Below are 17,729 nucleotides of genomic sequence, written 5' to 3' on the forward strand. Positions count from 1 at the left end.
GCCGCCCCGGCACACCGGCGGGCCCGAGGGGAATTGATCAAGGGCGACGGCTCCGCATAGGGTCTCCGGAATGCCGCTCGTCGAAGTGACCCACGCGCCCACCGTCCCCGAGGCCCGGCTGCGCGAGCTCGGCTCCGTTCTGCCGCACCTGGTGTCGCTGGCCGTGGAGTGCCCCGAGGAGCCGTACGACGGGGACCTTCAGCCAGGGGACGTCGAGATCCGCTTCCGGGCGTTGGGCCCGCTGGACCGCAGCGGGCTCGCGGTGGTGATCGAGGTCAAGTCGAAGTGGACGGCCACCAGGGAGGCCGACCGTCAGGAGCGCGTGGACGCGCTGCATGCGGCCGTCCGCGCCGCGACGGGGCTCGACGACGTCGGCGTCTACCTGTCGCTGCCGTGCGCCGCCTGGTCCCAGGGCGACTGATCCCCCGCGTCACTCCCCCGGCGCCACCAGCCCCGACTCGTACGCGCGGATGACCGCCTGGACCCGGTCGCGCAGATGCAGCTTGCTCAGGACGTTGCTGACGTGGGTCTTGACGGTGTGTTCGCTGACGTGGAGGGTCGCGGCGATCTCCGCGTTGGTGAGGCCGCGGGCGAGGTGGCGCAGGGTTTCCGTCTCGCGGGCCGTGAGGGCCTCGAGGGTGGACGGCTGCGGGGGCCTGGGCCTGCGCCGGGCGATGTCGGCGACGAGGCGGCGGGTCACGGACGGGGCGAGGAGCGAGTCGCCGGCCGCCACGACGCGGACCGCGTGCACGAGGTCGTCGCGGCGCACGTCCTTCAGGAGGAACCCGGACGCGCCCGCGTACAGCGCCTCGTAGACGTACTCGTCGAGGTCGAAGGTGGTGAGCATGACGACGCGGCAGCCGGACTGTTCGCAGACGCGGCGGGCCGCCTCGATGCCGTCCATGTGCGGCATGCGGATGTCGAGCAGGAGGACGTCGGGGGCGTGCCGGCGCACGGCGGTGACGGCCTCGGCGCCGTCGGCCGCCTCGGCGACGACCTCGATGTCGGGCTGCGCTTCGAGGATCATGGCGAAGCCGCTGCGCACGAGTTCCTGGTCGTCGGCGACGACGACGCGGATGCTCATGGCGCGTGCTCGGCGGCCGGTCTGCGCGCGGCGGGAAGCCGGGCGGTGACGCGGAACCCGCCGTCGGGCGCCGGGCCGCTGTCGGCGCTGCCGCCGCAGGCCGCGGCGCGCTCGCGAATGCCGATGAGGCCGCGGCCCGCACCGGCTCCTGGCGCGGCAGGGCCGGCCCCGTCGTCGGTCACGGTGATCGCCAACTCCGTGTCCCCCCAGTCGAGTTGTACGTCCGCTCGGGCAGCGTACGCGTGCTTGACGGTGTTGGTCAGGGCTTCCTGGACGATGCGGTAGGCGGCGGTCTCCGTTTCGGTGCCGATGGGGCGGGGGTGGCCGGTGGTGCGCAGGGTGACGGTCACGTCGGTGGTGGCGGTGACCTGCCGTACGAGGTCGGGGAGGCGGTCGAGGCCGGGGACGGGCGCCGCGGGGGCGGTCCCGCCGTTGCCGGTGTCGGTCAACACGCCGAGGATCAGCCGGAGTTGCTGCATGGCCTCGCGTCCGGCGCCCGCGATGGCATCGAAGGCGGCCTCGGCGCGTGCGGGGTTGCTGCGGACCACGACGGGGCCCGCTTCGGCCTGGACGACCATCAGGCTGACGGCGTGGCCGACGACGTCGTGCATGTCGCGGGCGATGCGGGCGCGTTCACCGGCGACGACCCGCGCGCGATCGATCTCGCGCTCGCGCTCCAGGGCGCGGGCGCGCTCCTCCAGGGCGGTGGTGTACGCGCGCTGCGTGCGGGCCAACAGCCCGAACCCGTAGGCACTCAGGAGGCTGAGCAGATGGAAGGCGTACTCGAAGGGTTCGGCGTGCTCCTTCATCGACATGGTCGCCGACGCGCCGATCAGCCAGCCGACGAACATGATGCGGCGCGGCACCCGCTCCGCGTACGCGGCCATCGTGTAGAGCACGACGAGCCCGCCGTACACGACGTCGGGCGGCGGCGCGTGGTACAGCGCCATCGCGGGCGTCGCGCAGGAGACGGCGGCCGCGGACAGGATCGGCGCGCGCCGCCGCCACACGAGCGGCACCGCCGTGCCCGCGCCCAGCAGGAAGCCCTGCCAGGAGAGCGGGTCGCCGCCCTCGTCGGGGAACAGGAACTGCAGGGACACGGCGAACAGGACGAGCGCGGCGAGCGCCCCGTCGACGAGGTACGGGCTGGTGCGGCGCGGCAGACGCATGGTGCGGCTCCTCGTGGCCTGGTCCCTGAGCGGAGCGGCACGGCTCCGCGGGGCCAGTATCGAGGGGCGGCCCGGCCAACACCTCGCCGGTGCGAGGGATTTCGGGCCGCCCGCACCGGTGCCTCAGAAGGGGCGGTCCCCCGCGATGGCGACGCGCTCGGCGACCCGGCGTGCGTCGCCGTAGTCGGCGACCGCGTAGTGCTGGGTGGCGCGGTTGTCCCAGAACGCGATGTCGCCGGCCTGCCAGTGGAACCGCACCTGGAACTCCGGCACATGGGCCTGCTGGTACAGCAGCCGCAGCAGCCGGTCGCTCTCGGCGCGCTCCATGCCGAGGATGCGGGTGGTGAACGACGTGTTCACGAAGAGCATGCGGCGCCCGGTCTCGGGGTGACGGCGCACCACGGGGTGGACGACCGGCGGGAACAACTCCTGCCACTGGGCGAGGCGTTCGGGCCCGTAGAAGCGGCGGAAACCGGGCAGGAAGTCGTGCTCGGCCTCGGCACCCTCGATCCGCTCCTTCACCTCGTCGGACAGGTTGTCGTACGCGGCGGCCATGTCGGCCCACATGGTGTCACCGCCGAACGGCGGGACCTCGCGCAGCTGGAGCACGGCGCCCAGGGCGGGGCGCTCGCGGAAGGTGACATCGGTGTGCCACACGTTCTCGAAGCTGGGGACGCCACCCGCACCCTTGTCGAAGCGGACGACGTCGGCGCTGTCACCGCGCTCCAGGATCGGATTGGTCTCCAGCTCGCCCCAGTTGAGGGCGAACGCGCGCTGGCGTTCGCTCGTGAGGTGCTGGCCGCGGAAGAACAGAACCTTCCATTCGAGCAGCGCCCGGTTCAGCTCCTCGCGCAGTTCCGGGGAGAGCGGGAGGTTCAGGTCGACGCCGCGGATCTCGGCACCGATGGTGGCGGCCTGCGGGACGAGGTCGAAGAGTTCGTAGGGGCGGTCCTGCCAGCCGTCGGGGGTGCGGCGCAGGACGCGGCGCCCCTCGTAGAGGCCGTCGGCGGGGATGTGGGCGGGGCGCAGCGAGAGAGCAGGGGGCATTTCGGTCACGGACAAGGGGAGCCTCCACAGGCACGCGGGTGACGAGGGGAACGCGAACGCGCTGAACGCGAGGGGATCCGTACGTGCGCGGCCGACGCCCTACGGGGCGGCGGCTGGTGCTACGGGAGCTGCGGGACGTACGGGAGAGTGCGGCGAGGGGTCTGGAGGCCCACTACAAGCCGCTGCGCGCGCAACCACATCGATCCGGAACGGGGGCCGTTCCGAGAGCGTGGGCGCGATGAGTGAGCATGGCCCCATCCTGCTCCCCCGTTGATCAACTCGTCAAGTGCCGTGTCACGTGCCGAGATGTGCCGAGAGGCCGGCCCCGCCTGCTGCGGGACCGGCCTCTGGACATGTGTCGTACGTCGGTGTCGTACGCCAGGTGTGGTGCGTCACGCGGAGGGCGCCGGGAACGTCGGGTACTCGACGCCGGAGATGTGCTGGACGACGCGGACCACCTGGCACGAGTAGCCGAACTCGTTGTCGTACCAGAGGTAGAGGATCGCGTTGTCGCCGTCGACCTTGGTGGGGCCGGCGTCGACGATCGAGGCGTGCCGGGAGCCGACGAAGTCGCTGGAGACGGCGTCGGGCGAGTCCGTGAAGTCGATCTGGCGGCGCAGCGGCGAGTTCAGCGACACGTCGCGCAGGTAGTCGAGGACCTCGTCGCGGTTGGTCTCGCGGCCCAGGCGCAGGCTGAGGATCGCGATGGAGACGTCCGGGACGGGCACGCGGATCGAGGAGCCGGTGATGGGCGCCTTGAGGTCCGGCAGGGCCTTCGCGACGGCGGAGGCGGCGCCGGTCTCGGTGATGACCATGTTGAGCGGCGCGGAGCGGCCGCGGCGGTCGGCCTTGTGGTAGTTGTCCAGCAGGTTCTGGTCGTTCGTGAACGAGTGGACGGTCTCCACGTGACCGCGCTCCACACCGTACTCGTCGGCCATCGCCTTGAGCGGTGGCACGATCGCGTTGGTGGTGCAGGAGGCGCAGGACAGGATCTGCTCGTCGGGCTTGATCGTGTCGTGGTTCACGCCGTGCACGATGTTCGGCACGTCGCCCTTGCCGGGCGCGGTGAGGACGACCTTGTCGATGCCGGGGCGCAGGTGCTGCGACAGGCCCTCGCGGTCGCGCCACTTGCCGGTGTTGTCGATCAGGATCGCGTCCTTGATCCCGTACACCGTGTAGTCGACCTCGGACGGGTCGTTGGCGTAGATCACCTTGATCACGTTGCCGTTGGCGTTGATCGTGCTGTTCGCCTCGTCAACGGTGATCGTGCCCTGGAACTGGCCGTGGATGGAGTCACGGCGCAGCAGGGATGCGCGCTTGACGAGGTCCTGCTCGCCGCCGCCGCGCACGACGATGGCGCGCAGCCGCAGCCCGTTGCCGGAGCCGGCCTTCTCGATGAGGAGGCGGGCGACGAGGCGGCCGATGCGGCCGAAGCCGTAGAGGACGACGTCGCGGCCCTCGCCGCGCTCCAGCTTGAGGGCGCCGGTGGCACCGGCGACGGCCTCGGCGGTGAACTCCTCGACGCTCAGGCCCCGGTCGTCGGCCTTGTACGTCATGGCGAGGATGCCGAGGTCGATCTGCGAGGGCCCGAGGTCGAGGTCGGCGAGGGCCTTGAGGAACGGCATGGTCTCGGTGACCGAGAGCTCCTCGCCGGCGATCTGGCGGGCGAATCGGTGGGCCTTGAGCAGGCTGACCACCGACTTGTTCACCAAGGAGCGGCTGTGCAGCAGGACGTTCACGTCCCGCTCGCGGTGCAGCTTCCCGATGATCGGGATCATTGCCTCCGCGGTCTCCTCGCGGTGCTTCCAGTTGGTGAACGAGTCGTCGTTGACAGTCACGTGCGTCTCTTTCGAGCTAGGCGGCGCTCATATGCTAACCCGCCCGTTCGGCTGATCGATCAGGGGGCCGATCCCGAGCTCCGCGAAGCGCTTCCCGATGCGGCGGTGGGCGGTGGCGTCGGGGTGCAGGGAGTCCGGGAGCGGCAGCTCCTCGTGGTCCTGCTCGCCGTACAGCTCCCGGCCGTCGAGGTAGTGCAGGTGCGGGTCGTCGGCGGCGCGCTCGGCGACGATGCGGGCCAGCTCGGCGCGGATGGTCCGGAGCGTGAGCTTGCCCTGGGCGACCTCGTCCGGGTTGCCCATCGCCATGAAGCGCAGCTGTCCGCTCGCGAGGCTGCTGAAGTCGGGGACGCCGGGGCCGGGCGTCTCCTCGTGGATCGGGCACAGGATCGGCGAGACGACGAGGAGCGGGGTGGTCGGGTGCCCCTCGCGGATCGTGTCGAGGAAGCCGTGCACGGCGGGGGTGAACGCCCGCATGCGCATCAGGTCGGCATTGACGAGGTTGATCCCCATCTTGACGCTGATCATGTCGGCCGGGGTGTCGCGCAGGGTGCGTGCGGTGAACGGGTCGAGCAGGGCGCCGCCGCCGAAGCCCAGGTTGATCAGGTCCACGTCCGCGTGGGACGCGGCGAGGGCGGGCCAGATGGCCGTGGGGCTCGCGGCGTCGGAGCCATGGCTGATGGAGCTGCCGTGGTGCAGCCACACCTTGCGGCCCGAGCCGCGGCCGGGGCCGGGTGCGGGCTCGACGGGCGCGTCCGTGCGCAGGGCGACCAGTTCGGTGGTCTCGGTGTGCGGCAGCCAGATCTCGACTGTCTTCGGGCCGTCGGGCAGGTTCTCGAAGCGGAGCGTGCCGGGTTCGCCAGGCGTGTGCTCGAAGGTGCCCTTGGACATGTCGATGGTCAGGGTGTCGCCGCCGGTGACGCTGCCCTGCGCGGTGAGCCGACCGTCGACGAGCAGGTCGTACAGGCCGTCCGGGCGCGGGGGCACGCCCACGTAGGCGCGCTTGGTCGGCACGGTGTCGAGTTCGACGACGGTGGCGCGGGTGCGCAGGGCCAGGCGCACGCCGGAGGGCTGCGACTCGGCCATGGCCAGCTGGCCGTCCGTGTTCTGGGCGCGGGCCCAGGCGGGCAGGCGGTGCGGGAGGAGGCCGCGGGCGGTGTGCTCAATGTCGATCGCGCCATGGACGAGTTCGTCCGTCAACGGGACGTCGATCAAGCCGTGGCCGGAATCAACGGAGTCAGAGGTGCTCATGATGAAGTCAATCTGTTGATCAAAGGGTGGATGGCTGTCTCGCTGGATGCGGCGACGACGCCTCTGGATCAGCCTTGAGCGGGCCAGTTCCGCAGCAGCGCGTCGAGCGCGTCGAGGCTGCGCGCCCAGCTCTCGTCGGAGGCGGGCGCGCTGTGGCTGAAGCCCCCGGCCGCCTCGAGGCTGACGTAGCCGTGGAAGACGCTGCCGAGGAGCCGCACGGCGTGGGTCTGGTCGGGTTCGGTGAGGTCGTAGCCGCGCAGCACGGCTCGGGTCATCTGCGCATGCCGCGGGCCCGCGCTCGCGGCGGCCGCCTCGGGGTCGAGCCGGTACTGGCCCGCGGCGTAGCGGCCGGGGTGTTCGCGGGCGTAGTCGCGGAAGACGTTGCCGAGCGCGACGAGCGCGTCCTTCCCCGACCGCCCCGCGAGGGCGTCGGCGGCCCGGTCGGCCATCTCCTGGAGGGCGATGAGGGCGATCCGCGTCTTGAGGTCGTGCGAGTTCTTGACGTGCGAGTACAGGCTGGCGACCTTGACGTCGAAGTGCCGGGCGAGGGCCGAGACGGTCACCTGCTCGAACCCGACCTCGTCGGCGAGCTCCGCCCCGGCCCTGGCCAGTCGCTCCGCGGTCAACCCGGCACGTGCCATGACCGTGCGTCCTCTCCTTCGACCCCCGTCACTCTTACGAAACCGATTCTGCACCTGCCTAACACCTTTAGGCAAATCTGCGAACGCCTTAGCTTCTCAGTTTCGCGCCGTGAGCATGTTCAGCGAGATCGAGTCGGCGATCGCCTGCTGGCCGGCGATGTTCGCGTGGACGCCGTCCCCGTTGTCGTAGGAGGGCTCGATGCTGTTGGGGTGCAGCGGGTCCTTCAGGACCTCGTCGAAGTCCATGACGCTGTCACAGGTTCCGGCGCAGGAACTGGCCTTCTTCGTAAAGAGGTTGACCGTGTGGCGGTCCACGTTGTTGCGGTCCGTGTAGCCGGGACGGGGTGTGATGGGCGTGACGTACACGCGGACGCCGGCGTCGCGCAGGCGCTCGAAGACCTTCTTGTAGCTGGCGAGGATCTGTTCGCCGTCGCAGCCGAAAGCGAGGTCGTTGGTGCCGTAGTAGTACAGGACCGAGGTGACGCCGTGCAGGGCGAGGACGTCCCGCTCCAGGCGGGTGGCGGCGTCGAGGCCCTGGACGTTCGTCGGTGTGCCGGGGCAGTCGGCGGCGCTCGTCGTACCGCTGATCCCCGCGTTGGCGACGGCGACCTGCCGGGTGCGCGGGAGTTCCGCGTGCACGCGGCGCGCGAGGTCGTCGGTCCAGCGGCGGTTGGTGCCGGTCTCCGTGCAGCCGGGGCCGCAGTTGGTGCTGCCGACGCCGTCCACGACGGAGCTGCCGTAGGCGACCGCCGTGCCGCGCAGGCTCGGGTTGTGCACGTCGACCGCGCTGACCAGGTACGTGGCGTCGACGGTCTTCGTGTACGCGGCGCCGCCCGTGTCCCCGGTGTGGTCGCCGCTGCCCTCGGGGGTGAGGTAGTTGGTGCGCAGCGCGGTGCGGTGCTGCCCCGGCGTGGCGGTGCCCTTGACCGCGACGGAGACCGCCACGTCGGCCTGGGCCTTCGTGGTGAGGCCGGTGGGGTCGCTCCAGACCTCGCCGCCCGCGGGGACGGTCACGTGGGTCTTTCCGTCGAAGCGGACGGGGTGCGCCGCGCCCTTGAGCCCCGGTCCGCCGTCGCTCAGGCCCGCGGATGCGGCGGTGACGGGGAGGGGCGTGGTGCCGAAGGTGTTCTGGATGCGGACGCGGACGGCGTCCCCGCCCTGGCTGAGGTGGGTGACGGTGCGGACCGACTGGTCGCGCAGGGGCTGGGCCGCCGCGTCCTGCTGGGACTGCGCCCAGGACGTGAACCATGCGTCGCCGCCGCCCTGCCCGGCTCTCGCCTCGGCGCGGTGCGGGGCCCCGGCGAGGCCGCCTCCCGCGAGGGCGAGGACGGCGGCTGCGACGGTCGTGATCGTACGAAGTCGGGGCATGGGCACAACCTCTGCTTCCGGTGAACGGGAGTGTGGATGGTGCTGTGCTGAGGACCGCGCGTCGATCTTGCGGAAAAGAAGTGAGGGGCCGGGTGGGGCAGGACCGCACCGGCCCCACCCCACCCCCTGTAGGCCACCTCTGTCAGCCGCCGACCACCGCCCGCAGCGAAACGTAGAACAGCGAGGGGCCGAGGAGGCAGCCGACGCCCGTGTAGAAGGTCGCGGTCATCGCGCCGTACGGGACGAGGCGCTTGTCGGTGGCGGCCAGGCCGCCCGCGACGCCGGACGTGGTGCCGAGGAGGCCGCCGAAGGCCATCGCCGACTTGGCGTTGTTCAGGCCGATCAGGCGGGCCACCAGCGGCGTACCCACCATCACCACCACCGACTTGACCAGGCCCGCCGCGACCGACAGCGCGATGACGTCCGAACTGGCGCCCACCGCGGTGCCGGTGACGGGGCCCACGATGTACGTCGCCGCGCCCGCGCCGATGGTCGCGAGCGAGGCCGCGTCCCGGTAACCGAACAGGGCGGCGATGAGCGCGCCCGCGACGAAGGAGACGACGACGCCGAGCAGGATCGACAGGGCTCCGGCGGGGCCCGCCCGCTTGATCTCCTTCAGGTCGACGCCGTACGCGGTGGAGACGATCGCGAAGTCGCGGAGCATCGCCCCGCCCATGAGGCTCATGCCGGACAGCGCCGTGATGTCGGCGAGGCCCGCCTCTCCCCCGGTCGCCGAGCCGCCCCAGTAGGCGAGGGCCAGGCCGAGCACGATGGCGATGGCCGAGCCCTGGAGCCGCCCGCGGGTCAGCTTCTTCGACAGCCACGCCGAGACCAGCATCAACGTGCCGACCAGGGCGAAGGCGACTATGAGCCCGTTGTCCTTGCAGACGGAGACGAACGTATCCACGTCAGGCCCCCTGCTTCTGAGTGGCGGTCTCGGTGGCGGCCTCGGCCTCGTCCGGTTCGGGCAGCGGCTCCCCCGGCCCGCCGATCCGCGCGACGGCCGGCACCAGGGCGAACCCGGCGACGAGCGCGAGCAACCCGGCCAGAAGTGCCATCGGTCCGCCGGTGACGGCCTTGTACACGTTCTGCGTCGACGCCATCGCGATCACGATGGGGATGTACATCGCGCTCCAGAAGAGCACGCCCTGCTCGCTGGCCTCGGGGAACTTCCCCTTCTGCCGCAGCCAGTGGGTCACGAACACGAGCATGATCATGGCGAAGCCGACGCCGCCGACATTGGCGTCGACGCCGAGCGCCTCGCCCAGGTATTCACCGACGAGCGTGCCCGTGAGCATGCACACCGCCAGCGCTGCCACTCCATAGAGGACCATCGTCTTCTCCACATTGAGAGACCGGATTGAGGAAGCAAGAAACCAAGAACGTGCGGGGGGTTGGATCGAGGGATTGAGACCGGAGGGGGCCGGGATGGGTCAGGAGGTCGTGAACAAGTCCGCGTAGGTCTTGCGGAGTTCGGCCTTCTGGACCTTGCCCATGACGTTGCGGGGCAGCGCCTCCACGACGCGCACCGCGCGCGGGTGCTTGAAGCGGGCGAGGTCGCCGGAGATGGAGTCGATGAGGTCGCGCTCGCGCGGCTCCTGGCCGGGTGCGGGGACGACGACGGCGACGACCGTCTCGCCGAAGTCCGGGTGCGGCACGCCGATCACGGCGGATTCGAGCACCGTGGGGTGGGCGTCGAGGAGCGTCTCGATCTCCTTGGGGTACACGTTGTAGCCGCCGGAGATGATGAGGTCCTTGCCGCGTCCGGAGATGCAGAGGTATCCGTCCTCGTCGATCAGGCCGAGGTCGCCGGTGATGAAGAAGCCGTCCTCGCGGAACTCGGCCGCGGTCTTCTCCGGCATCCGCCAGTAGCCGGCGAAGACGTTCGGGCCGCGCACCTCGACGCTGCCGACCTCGCCGTCGGGCAGCGGCTTCCCGGTCTCGGGGTCGACGACACGGATCTCGGTGCCGGGCAGCGCCTTGCCGACGGTGCCAGGCTTGCGGGGCCCGCCCTCGTACGGGTTGGTGGTGTTCATGCCGGTCTCGGTCATGCCGTAGCGCTCGAGGATGGCGTGGCCCGTGCGGGCCTCGAACGCCTCGTGGTCGCTGGCGAGCAGCGGCGCGGAACCGGAGACGAACAGGCGCATGGAGGCGCAGGTCTCGGGGGTGACCTTCTCGTGCTTGAGCAGGCGCGTGTAGAAGGTGGGCACGCCCATGAGCACGGTGGCGCGCGGCAGGAGTTCGGCGATCGCGTCGGCGTCGAACTTCGGCAGGTAGTACATGGAGGCGCCCGAGGTGAGCACCATGTTGGCGGCGACGAACAGTCCGTGGACATGGAAGATCGGCAGCGCGTGGATCAGCCGATCGTCGGAGGTGAACCGCCAACTGTCGATCAGCGCGGCGCAGTTGGAGGCGAGGTTCTCGTGCGTGAGGACGGCGCCCTTGGAGCGTCCGGTGGTGCCGGAGGTGTAGAGGATGGCGGCCGGGTCGTCCGCGGCGGCCTCGTGCACGTCGTCGTGGCGGGTGTCGCCTTCGAGGAGGCTGCCGTCGCCTTCGGTGCCGAGGGTCTCGACGACGAGGTCGGGGCCCTCGCGGTGGGCGTGGTCGGCGCGCCGCCGCGGCGGGCAGACAAGGACGCGCGGTTCGGCGTCGCCGATGAAGTAGTCGATCTCGGCGCCGGTGTAGGCGGTGTTGAGCGGCAGGAAGACGCCGCCGATCTGCAGGGTCGCGAGGTAGAGGGCGATGGCCTCGACCGACTTGTCGACCTGCATGGCGACGCGGTCGCCGGGCCGCACGCCGTCGGCGACGAGGCGGGCCGCGATCCGCCGCACGAGGTCGGCGGTCTCGCGGTAGGTCACGGGCCGCCCGTCGGGCAGCTCGAAGAGCGCCTTGTCCGGCCGGAGCTCCGCCTGCTCGACGAAGGTCCTGTGGATGGTGCGGAAGGGCGCGGTCGAGGGGCTCGGCTGCGTGCTCATCGGGGGTGTTCCTTTCTGGTTTCCTGCCGGGGCCTTGTCGTACGGGGCCTCGTGCTGCGGGAAGTCTGCTGCGAGCGGGCCGCCGACCGCGACGGCTCCGCGGCGCACGAAGTCCTCGTGGCGGCGCTCCAACTCGTCCGGTTCGTAGCGGTAGTTGATCATCGCTCCGTAGGACTGGCGCCAGGCGTCGGGCGAGGCGTTGGCGGGCCAGTCGAGCTGCCAGGCGGCGGCGCCGTTGCCGAGGTGGAAGCGGGCGACGGGGTCGAGGGGCCGCCCGTCGGGGCGTCGTTCGGCGGTGATGTAGCGAGCGAGGACGGGCAGGAAGCGGGGCCGGATCCGCTCGGCGTCGTCGAGCGCGCCGGGAGTGTTCAACTCCGCCACGAGGTCGGCGAGTTCGGTCTCGTGCTCGGCCCGCTTGTCCAGCCAGGCGCGGAAGCCGGGGATCGGCGAGAGGGTCGCGAACTGCGTGAGGTGCGGGAGCTGTTCGCCGACCTGCTCGATGACCTGCTTGATGAGGAAGCTGCCGAAGGAGACCCCGGCGAGGCCGTCGAGTGCGTTGTTGATGGAGTACAGCGCCGCCGTGTCCGCGTCGGCCGGGCTGAGCGCGGGCCCGGGGTCGAGCAGCGGAGCGATGCTGTCGGGCAGCCCGCGGACGAGCGCGACCTCCACGAAGATGAGCGGTACGTCGCCGGTGGCCGGGTGGAAGAAGGCGTAGACGCGGCGGTCCTCGGGTTCGATGCGGCGCCGCAGCTCGGCATCGGACGCCATGGGGTGCACCTGTTCGCCGCGCAGCAGGTGGTGGTGCAGCTCGGGCGGCGAGTCGGCGGTGACCTCCTGCATGCGCAGGAACCCGCGGTTGAACCAGGACGTCAGCAGGTGGTGGAAGTCGTGGTCGAGCGGGCGAAGTTCGGGGTGGGCGGGCAGCAGGCGGCGCAGGTCGGCGCGCATGTGGACCAGGGCGAGGGTGGCGTCGGGCGCGTGGTTCATGCGGCGCAGGAGCTGCTGGCGGGCCGGCTCGACGACGTCGAAGAGGCCCACGAGCTCGGACTCACCCTGTGAGCCGGCGGCGCGTGCCTCCTCCCAGCGGCGGTACGCGGCACGGACCTGCTCGGCGTCGGCGTCGTACGTCCTGGTGATGTGGGCGAAGAACGCGAGTCGCCCGTCGTCGTCGAGGGCGTCGTAGGCGGCGAGGGCGCGGGCCGCGACGGCGCGCATGGACGCCTCGCCGACGTCGCTCATCAGGACCTCGCAGGCCACGAGCAGCTGGTCGAGCGGCGCGTCGGACTCCGGGTCGTGGTGGCCGGTGCGCCGCTCTCCGAGCGCCCGGTACAGGTCGGACAGCAGCCAGCCGTCGTGCCGTTCCATCCGCGCACCTCTCCGTTCCGTCGCCATGCCCGTGTTCGTCCCCATGCCACGTACCGCGTGAGGCTTGATATGCATCGTGGGCCGTGATGTATATAACAGCGCACCGTAGAGGACGGGAAGCACCCGCGCCACCCCCTGGAGCGTGCGGATAACCTGGGGTTTCGGAGGTGGAGATGGCGCGAGTCCCGGAGGCCAGGCGTGTCCGCGACGCCCTGGAGAACGCTGTGGTGGACGGCCGGTACCGGCCGGGGGAGCGGCTCGACCCGGCGGAGCTCGAGCGCGAGTTCGGCTGCTCGCGCACGCCGGTCCGCGAGGCGTTGCAGGCCCTGGAGCGGTCGGGCCTCGTGCAGATCCGCCCCAAGCAGGGCACGTACGTCACCGAGCTGAGCGTGTCCGAGCTGGCGGAGCGCTTCGAGGTGATGGCCGAGCTGGAGGGGATGGCCGCGCGGCTCTCGGCGCGACGCATCGAACGGGACGCACTGGCCGAGCTGGAAGACGCCCTGCGGGAGTGCGAGCAGCACGCGCTCGCGGGCGACGCGGACCCCTATTACTACGCCAACGCGCGCTTCCACGGGGTCGTCTACGACTCGTGCGGCAACGAGTATCTGCGGCAGCAGGCGCACGCCCTGAAGCGAGCGCTTCAGCCGTACCGGCGGTTGCAGTTGCGGGTGCCCGACCGGATGCGGCGGTCGCTCGCGGAGCATCGGGAGATCGCCGACGCGATCGCCTCCGGCGCGGGCGAGCGGGCGGAGGAGGCGGCGCGTGAGCATGTGCTGGTGCAGGTGAAGGAGTTCTCGCAGCTGGTGCGGACGTGGCGGCATGTGACGGAGCCGGCGGCGGGGTGAGGGCCACGGGCGCTCACATGGCTCCCAGCAGCCTCCGCGCCCGGTTCGCCAGGCCGTCCGCGCCGCACGTTTCCGCCAGGGTGAGGGCGCGGCGGGCCTGGGTGGGGTCGCTGGTCGCCTCGGCCAGGTCGAGGCGGGCCGCCGCCTCCTCGTACGCCGCCGGGGACGCGGCGAGTTCGTGCACCGCCCGTGCCAGCAGGGTGCGGGCCCGTTCCGGTGGGGCCGTGGCCGCCGCCCGGCGCAGGGACTCGCCGACGGCGCTGTGGGTGCCGAGGACGCCCGCCCAGTGGCGTGCGTCGGCGATCAGCTCCGCGGCGCGTACCGGATCCTCGTCGGCGACGAGGTCCGCGAGGTCGTAGGGCCAGGGCGCCCACTGCACGTTGTGGCGGCCGCGCCTGATGGTGGACGCGGCCGTGGCCTCCAGTTCGGCCCTGGCGTCCTTGGTGCGGCCGAGCGCGAGCAGCAGGCGGGCGCGCACCGAGCGGGCGTCGGGGAGGATCAGCGCGTCCGGGTAGGGGGCGCCGAAGCCGTGGCCGTCGGCGAGCCGGTGGGCCTCGTCGACGTGGCCGCGGGCGAGCAGCGTGTCGAGGAGGAGGCAGACGGCGTCCCACCGGACGGTGGAGCGTCCGCCGACGCGTTCGGCGAGCCGCAGTCCTTCGCGCAGGTAGGCCTCGGCCTCCACGAGCCGCCCGCGCCTGCGCTCGACGGCCCCGCACAGGATGTGCGCGAAGGCGAGGTGGGCGCCGCTCCAGCCGCCGAGTTCGAAGGTGCGCAGCGCATCCGTGAACAGGCTCTCCGCTTCGCGCAGCCGGTCGATGTAGGCGAGCGTGATGCCGAGCAGGGCGGGGATCTCGAAGCCCCATTCGGTGTCGGTCCAGCCGAGCCCCGGCGCGAGTCGGCCGTCGAGGAGGGCGCGGTCGCACAGGTCGCCGATGTGTTCGGCGGGTTCGCCGCGCAGCATGGCGTCGAAGGCGCGGAGGGTGAGCAGGGCTCGTTCGGCGTTCTCGGAGCCGGGCAGCGTGTCGGCGAGCAGCACGAGCTGTTCGGAGCGGGCGGGCCCGTCGTCCTCCTCGGCGAGAAACGACTCGTACATGAACCGGGCGGCAAGCAGCCGCAGTTGCTGGATGCCGGGCGGGGTGACGACGGCGGCGTCGGCGACGACGCGGGCGGCGTCCCGCATCTCGTTGCCGTGCGCGAGGGCCTGGGCCAGGCGAAGGGTGGCGTCGATGCGCAACTGCTCGGTGAGGCCCGGCAGTCGGAGGGCGGCGCGCAGGTGGCGGACCGTGGTGGCGGGCGAGGAGAGCAGGCAGGCGCAGCCGAGTTCGTGGAGGACCTGGGCGCGGTCGACGACGGACGGCGGTTCGCGCAGGGCCCGCTCCAGGCAGCGCCGGGCCGCCTCGGGTGCTCCTACGGCGAGGTGTTCGGCGGCGGCCGCGCGCAGCAGGCGGACCGCCTCGTGGTCGTCGTCGGGGTGGATCTCCAGGAGGTGCCGGGAGATCGCGGCGGGGCCGTGGCCCTGGCGGGTGAGCGTCCAGGCGGCCTGGCCGTGCAGGGCGGTGCGGGTGGCGGGCGGGACGGCGCGGTAGACGGCGGTGCCGACGAGGGGGTGCTGGAAGTCGAGGGGCTCGTCGAGACTTTTGGCGGTTCCAGGGCCCGTCGCTCCGGCGGTGCCGCACGGCGCCAGAATGCGGGCCTCACGCAGCCGTTCGACGCACCAGGTGGCCCGTTCCGGCGGCAGGCCCGCCAGCGCGGCCGCCGCGGCGAACGTGATGTCGGTGCCGAGGACGGCCGCGGCCCACGCCAACCGGTTGCAGTCCGGGTCCAGTTCACCGAGCCGGGCCACGATGCCGCCGCCGCGCGCGGTGGTGCCGAAGGCGCGCAGCACCGGGGCGGCGTCCTGCGTGGGGGCGACGCCGCGCGCGGTGCACTTGGCGAGCAGTTCCACGGCCTCGTACGGGTTTCCGGTGGTGACCGCCCACACCTCGCGGCAGAAAACGTCGTCGGCGAGGTCGCCGAGCACGCTCCGCACCAGGTCGCCTGTGGCCTCGCGGGTCAGGGCCTGGAGGGTGACGTGCAGGCGGGAGGCGTCGGCGAGCACGGCCAGGTCGCGGGCTGAGTCGGGCGCCGTGTCGGTGAGTTCCGCGGGGCGGTGCGCGACGACGAGCAGGACGGGCAGCGCGGCCAGACGCGGGGCGAGGGAGGCGAGCCAGGCGAGGCTCTCTCCGTCGGCCCAGTGGGCGTCGTCGGCGAGCAGCACGAGGGGCTTCGGCCCTTCCGGCGCGGTGATCCGCTCGCGGGCGTGGGCGACGAGGAGGGCGTCGAGCGCGTCGCGGACGCCCTGCGGGTCGGCAGGGAGGGCGCCGGGGGCCGTGAGCCCGAGGGCGGGTCCCGCCACGTCGAGGGCCGGTCCGGGCGCGGCGGACTCGACGGCGGGGCCGAGCAGGTGCCGCGCCAGGTGGAAGGGCTGGTGGGTGGTGGACTCGCCGGACCGGGCCGTGTGCACGGTGCAGCGAGGGCGCGCGGCGTCGGCGATCCGGTCGAGCAGCGCGGTCTTCCCGACGCCCGCCTCGCCGCGGTAGACGACCACTCCCCCGGCGTGCCGCGCGCCGCACAGCGCGTCCAGAGCCCGGGTCGCCGCGGCCATTTCGAGGTCGCGTTCGAGGAGGCGCTGTCCTGGAGGTGGCGCAGCCATGCCGGTCCCTGTGGTCGCCCTGTATTGCCTTGTCCGGTCCGCGGTACGTGCTGCTGGAAACGGTTCGCGGAATGTGCCCACGGCACACGTGGGCGTTTTGAACGGACTTCGAGGCTAGTACCGGTCCCGTACGGCATGGGAGCGGTTCGACCGAGATTCCTCCTCGTTGGGGGCGCGCGAATACCGGTTGGACGCCGGGCCGTTCCGTCGGAGGATGGGGCGCGTGACGGAGACGAAGGACGCCGCGGGCATGAGGGCCTTCCACGACGCGGTCGGCGCGTGGGCCGCCGGTGGCCCCGGCGAGTCCGCGCGGGAGCTGGCCGGGCGCCTCGGGGTGACCGGGGCCGTGCTCCTCGAAGGGCTGAGCGATGTCGCGGCGCTCGACGCGCTCGCCGGGCGGCGCGGCCGGAACCTCGCGGCCGAGGGCGTGTGCGTCGTCAGCATGGGCGGCGCGATGAACGTGGGCCGCTATGCGCGCCTGCTCGGTCCCGAGGGGCTCGGGCTGCGGCTGACCGGGCTGTGCGACGAGCGGGAGCGTCGCTACTACGACCGGGCGCTCGGCGCGGACAGCGACGGCGACGACGCCGCCGTGTTCGTGTGCGTCGCGGACCTGGAGGACGAGTTCCTCCGCGCGCTCGGCACGGCACGGGTCGAGGAGATCGTGCGGGAGGCGGGCGAGCTGCATCCGTGGGAGACGTTCGCACGCCAGCCGGCCCAGCGGGGCAGGTCGGCGCACCAGCGCCTGCGCCGCTTCCTCGGCACCAAGGCGGGCCGCAAGATCCGCTACGGGCGGCTGCTGACGGAGGCGGCCTGCGACGCGGGGCGGGTGCCGGAGCCGCTCGAGGCGCTGTTCGCGCACGCGTAGCCGTACGCGCGCGCAAGGGCCCTTCGGTCGATCTTCGCGAGGTGGCCGGAAGTTATCTTGGCGCCATGCAGTCCTACACAATCGGCCAGGCCGCGCGGCTGCTCGGCGTCAGCCCCGACACCGCGCGGCGGTGGGCGGACGCCGGGCGGATCACCACGACCCGCGACGCGAGTGGGCGCCGGGTCGTCCAGGGCACGGATCTCGCCGCCTTCTCCGTGGAGTTGGCCGCGGGCGACGACGCCGACGACCACCCCTCGTACACCTCGGTGCGCAACGCGTTCCCCGGGATCGTCACCGCCGTGAAGCTCGGGGACGTCGCCGCGCAGGTGGAGATCCAGGCCGGACCGCACCGGCTGGTCTCGCTGCTCACGCGGGAGGCGGTGGAGGAGCTGGGGCTCGAGGTCGGGATGGAGGCCACGGCGCGCGTGAAGTCGACGAATGTCCATGTCGACCGCACCTGACGCCCCCACGCATCGCCTGAGACCCGTGTCCGTACGAACGCACATGCGCACCTGCACCGTCCACCTGCCGGGATCATGCGAACCCACAGGGGACTTCCGCCTGGCAGATGCGGCAGTATGGTCGCCGTACA

At 72.1% G+C, this 17,729-nt stretch carries 15 protein-coding genes; 4 read left to right on the plus strand and 11 right to left on the minus strand.

Annotated features, from left to right (window positions below):
• Positions 1-70: 70 nt before the first annotated feature.
• Entirely contained in the window at positions 71-421 is a 351-nt protein-coding gene (locus ACTWJ8_RS05315; protein ID WP_443263110.1) for a hypothetical protein, read from the plus strand.
• A gap of 9 nt (positions 422-430) precedes the next feature.
• Here the strand turns inward: ACTWJ8_RS05315 and ACTWJ8_RS05320 are convergent, their stop codons facing one another.
• The 10 genes from ACTWJ8_RS05320 to ACTWJ8_RS05365 form a co-directional block, all read right to left on the minus strand.
• The gene (locus ACTWJ8_RS05320) at positions 431-1,084 is read right to left on the minus strand and encodes a response regulator (RefSeq protein ID WP_443263111.1); all 654 of its coding nucleotides are present in this window, start codon (positions 1,082-1,084) and stop codon (positions 431-433) included.
• Positions 1,081-2,253, minus strand: coding sequence for a sensor histidine kinase (locus ACTWJ8_RS05325; RefSeq protein WP_443263112.1), 1,173 nt, complete (start codon positions 2,251-2,253; stop codon positions 1,081-1,083). Before ACTWJ8_RS05325 ends, ACTWJ8_RS05320 begins: the two co-directional genes overlap by 4 nt.
• 123 nt (positions 2,254-2,376) lie before the next feature.
• Positions 2,377-3,300 carry a TauD/TfdA dioxygenase family protein gene (locus tag ACTWJ8_RS05330; protein WP_443264813.1) on the minus strand — a complete coding sequence of 308 codons (924 nt, stop codon included), beginning with the start codon at positions 3,298-3,300 and terminating at the stop codon, positions 2,377-2,379.
• A gap of 392 nt (positions 3,301-3,692) precedes the next feature.
• Positions 3,693-5,138, minus strand: a complete 1,446-nt coding sequence (locus ACTWJ8_RS05335; RefSeq protein ID WP_356380998.1) for a glyceraldehyde-3-phosphate dehydrogenase — start codon at positions 5,136-5,138, stop codon at positions 3,693-3,695.
• Between the two features lie 27 nt (positions 5,139-5,165).
• Positions 5,166-6,386: a GDSL-type esterase/lipase family protein gene (locus tag ACTWJ8_RS05340; protein WP_443263113.1), complete on the minus strand. Its 1,221-nt coding sequence runs from the start codon at positions 6,384-6,386 to the stop codon at positions 5,166-5,168.
• Positions 6,387-6,454: 68 nt separating this feature from the next.
• Positions 6,455-7,027 carry a TetR/AcrR family transcriptional regulator gene (locus ACTWJ8_RS05345; RefSeq protein WP_356381003.1) on the minus strand — a complete coding sequence of 191 codons (573 nt, stop codon included), beginning with the start codon at positions 7,025-7,027 and terminating at the stop codon, positions 6,455-6,457.
• A 96-nt stretch (positions 7,028-7,123) separates the two neighbouring features.
• Entirely contained in the window at positions 7,124-8,395 is a 1,272-nt protein-coding gene (locus ACTWJ8_RS05350; protein WP_443263114.1) for a GDSL-type esterase/lipase family protein, read from the minus strand.
• A gap of 142 nt (positions 8,396-8,537) precedes the next feature.
• Positions 8,538-9,302 (minus strand): malonate transporter subunit MadM, encoded by a 765-nt coding sequence (gene madM / locus ACTWJ8_RS05355; protein ID WP_356381009.1) that lies wholly within the window; start codon positions 9,300-9,302, stop codon positions 8,538-8,540.
• Between the two features lies 1 nt (position 9,303).
• Complete coding sequence (gene madL, locus ACTWJ8_RS05360; RefSeq protein ID WP_443263115.1) at positions 9,304-9,729, minus strand: malonate transporter subunit MadL; 426 nt, start codon at positions 9,727-9,729, stop codon at positions 9,304-9,306.
• A gap of 99 nt (positions 9,730-9,828) precedes the next feature.
• Entirely contained in the window at positions 9,829-12,735 is a 2,907-nt protein-coding gene (locus ACTWJ8_RS05365) for an AMP-binding protein (protein WP_443263116.1), read from the minus strand.
• Positions 12,736-12,908: 173 nt separating this feature from the next.
• Here ACTWJ8_RS05365 and ACTWJ8_RS05370 point away from each other — a divergent pair, with 173 nt between their 5' ends.
• Positions 12,909-13,580: a GntR family transcriptional regulator gene (locus ACTWJ8_RS05370; protein WP_356381018.1), complete on the plus strand. Its 672-nt coding sequence runs from the start codon at positions 12,909-12,911 to the stop codon at positions 13,578-13,580.
• A 13-nt stretch (positions 13,581-13,593) separates the two neighbouring features.
• On the opposite strand, the gene ACTWJ8_RS05375 is transcribed toward ACTWJ8_RS05370, so the two are convergent.
• Positions 13,594-16,272: an ATP-binding protein gene (locus ACTWJ8_RS05375; RefSeq protein ID WP_443263117.1), complete on the minus strand. Its 2,679-nt coding sequence runs from the start codon at positions 16,270-16,272 to the stop codon at positions 13,594-13,596.
• A gap of 250 nt (positions 16,273-16,522) precedes the next feature.
• Here ACTWJ8_RS05375 and ACTWJ8_RS05380 point away from each other — a divergent pair, with 250 nt between their 5' ends.
• Both ACTWJ8_RS05380 and ACTWJ8_RS05385 read left to right on the plus strand, forming a co-directional pair.
• Positions 16,523-17,137: a TOPRIM nucleotidyl transferase/hydrolase domain-containing protein gene (locus ACTWJ8_RS05380; RefSeq protein ID WP_443264814.1), complete on the plus strand. Its 615-nt coding sequence runs from the start codon at positions 16,523-16,525 to the stop codon at positions 17,135-17,137.
• A 65-nt stretch (positions 17,138-17,202) separates the two neighbouring features.
• A complete protein-coding gene (locus tag ACTWJ8_RS05385) occupies positions 17,203-17,598 on the plus strand; it encodes a TOBE domain-containing protein (protein ID WP_356381024.1) in 396 nt (131 codons plus the stop codon).
• The last annotated feature ends 131 nt before the right edge of the window (positions 17,599-17,729 follow it).

This window comes from Streptomyces sp. SDT5-1 (assembly GCF_052245995.1).
Classification (GTDB): Bacteria; Actinomycetota; Actinomycetes; order Streptomycetales; family Streptomycetaceae; genus Streptomyces.

What these genes read in the sequence shown, in the direction of transcription:
- ACTWJ8_RS05315 (WP_443263110.1), top strand. Translation starts at nt 71, where the DNA reads ATGCCGCTCGTCGAAGTGACCCACGCGCCCACCGTCCCCGAGGCCCGG.
- ACTWJ8_RS05320 (WP_443263111.1), bottom strand. Translation starts at nt 1,084, where the DNA reads ATGAGCATCCGCGTCGTCGTCGCCGACGACCAGGAACTCGTGCGCAGC.
- ACTWJ8_RS05325 (WP_443263112.1), bottom strand. Translation starts at nt 2,253, where the DNA reads ATGCGTCTGCCGCGCCGCACCAGCCCGTACCTCGTCGACGGGGCGCTC.
- ACTWJ8_RS05330 (WP_443264813.1), bottom strand. Translation starts at nt 3,300, where the DNA reads ATGCCCCCTGCTCTCTCGCTGCGCCCCGCCCACATCCCCGCCGACGGC.
- ACTWJ8_RS05340 (WP_443263113.1), bottom strand. Translation starts at nt 6,386, where the DNA reads ATGAGCACCTCTGACTCCGTTGATTCCGGCCACGGCTTGATCGACGTC.
- ACTWJ8_RS05345 (WP_356381003.1), bottom strand. Translation starts at nt 7,027, where the DNA reads ATGGCACGTGCCGGGTTGACCGCGGAGCGACTGGCCAGGGCCGGGGCG.
- ACTWJ8_RS05350 (WP_443263114.1), bottom strand. Translation starts at nt 8,395, where the DNA reads ATGCCCCGACTTCGTACGATCACGACCGTCGCAGCCGCCGTCCTCGCC.
- madL (WP_443263115.1), bottom strand. Translation starts at nt 9,729, where the DNA reads ATGGTCCTCTATGGAGTGGCAGCGCTGGCGGTGTGCATGCTCACGGGC.
- ACTWJ8_RS05365 (WP_443263116.1), bottom strand. Translation starts at nt 12,735, where the DNA reads ATGGAACGGCACGACGGCTGGCTGCTGTCCGACCTGTACCGGGCGCTC.
- ACTWJ8_RS05370 (WP_356381018.1), top strand. Translation starts at nt 12,909, where the DNA reads ATGGCGCGAGTCCCGGAGGCCAGGCGTGTCCGCGACGCCCTGGAGAAC.
- ACTWJ8_RS05375 (WP_443263117.1), bottom strand. Translation starts at nt 16,272, where the DNA reads ATGGCTGCGCCACCTCCAGGACAGCGCCTCCTCGAACGCGACCTCGAA.
- ACTWJ8_RS05380 (WP_443264814.1), top strand. Translation starts at nt 16,523, where the DNA reads ATGAGGGCCTTCCACGACGCGGTCGGCGCGTGGGCCGCCGGTGGCCCC.
- ACTWJ8_RS05385 (WP_356381024.1), top strand. Translation starts at nt 17,203, where the DNA reads ATGCAGTCCTACACAATCGGCCAGGCCGCGCGGCTGCTCGGCGTCAGC.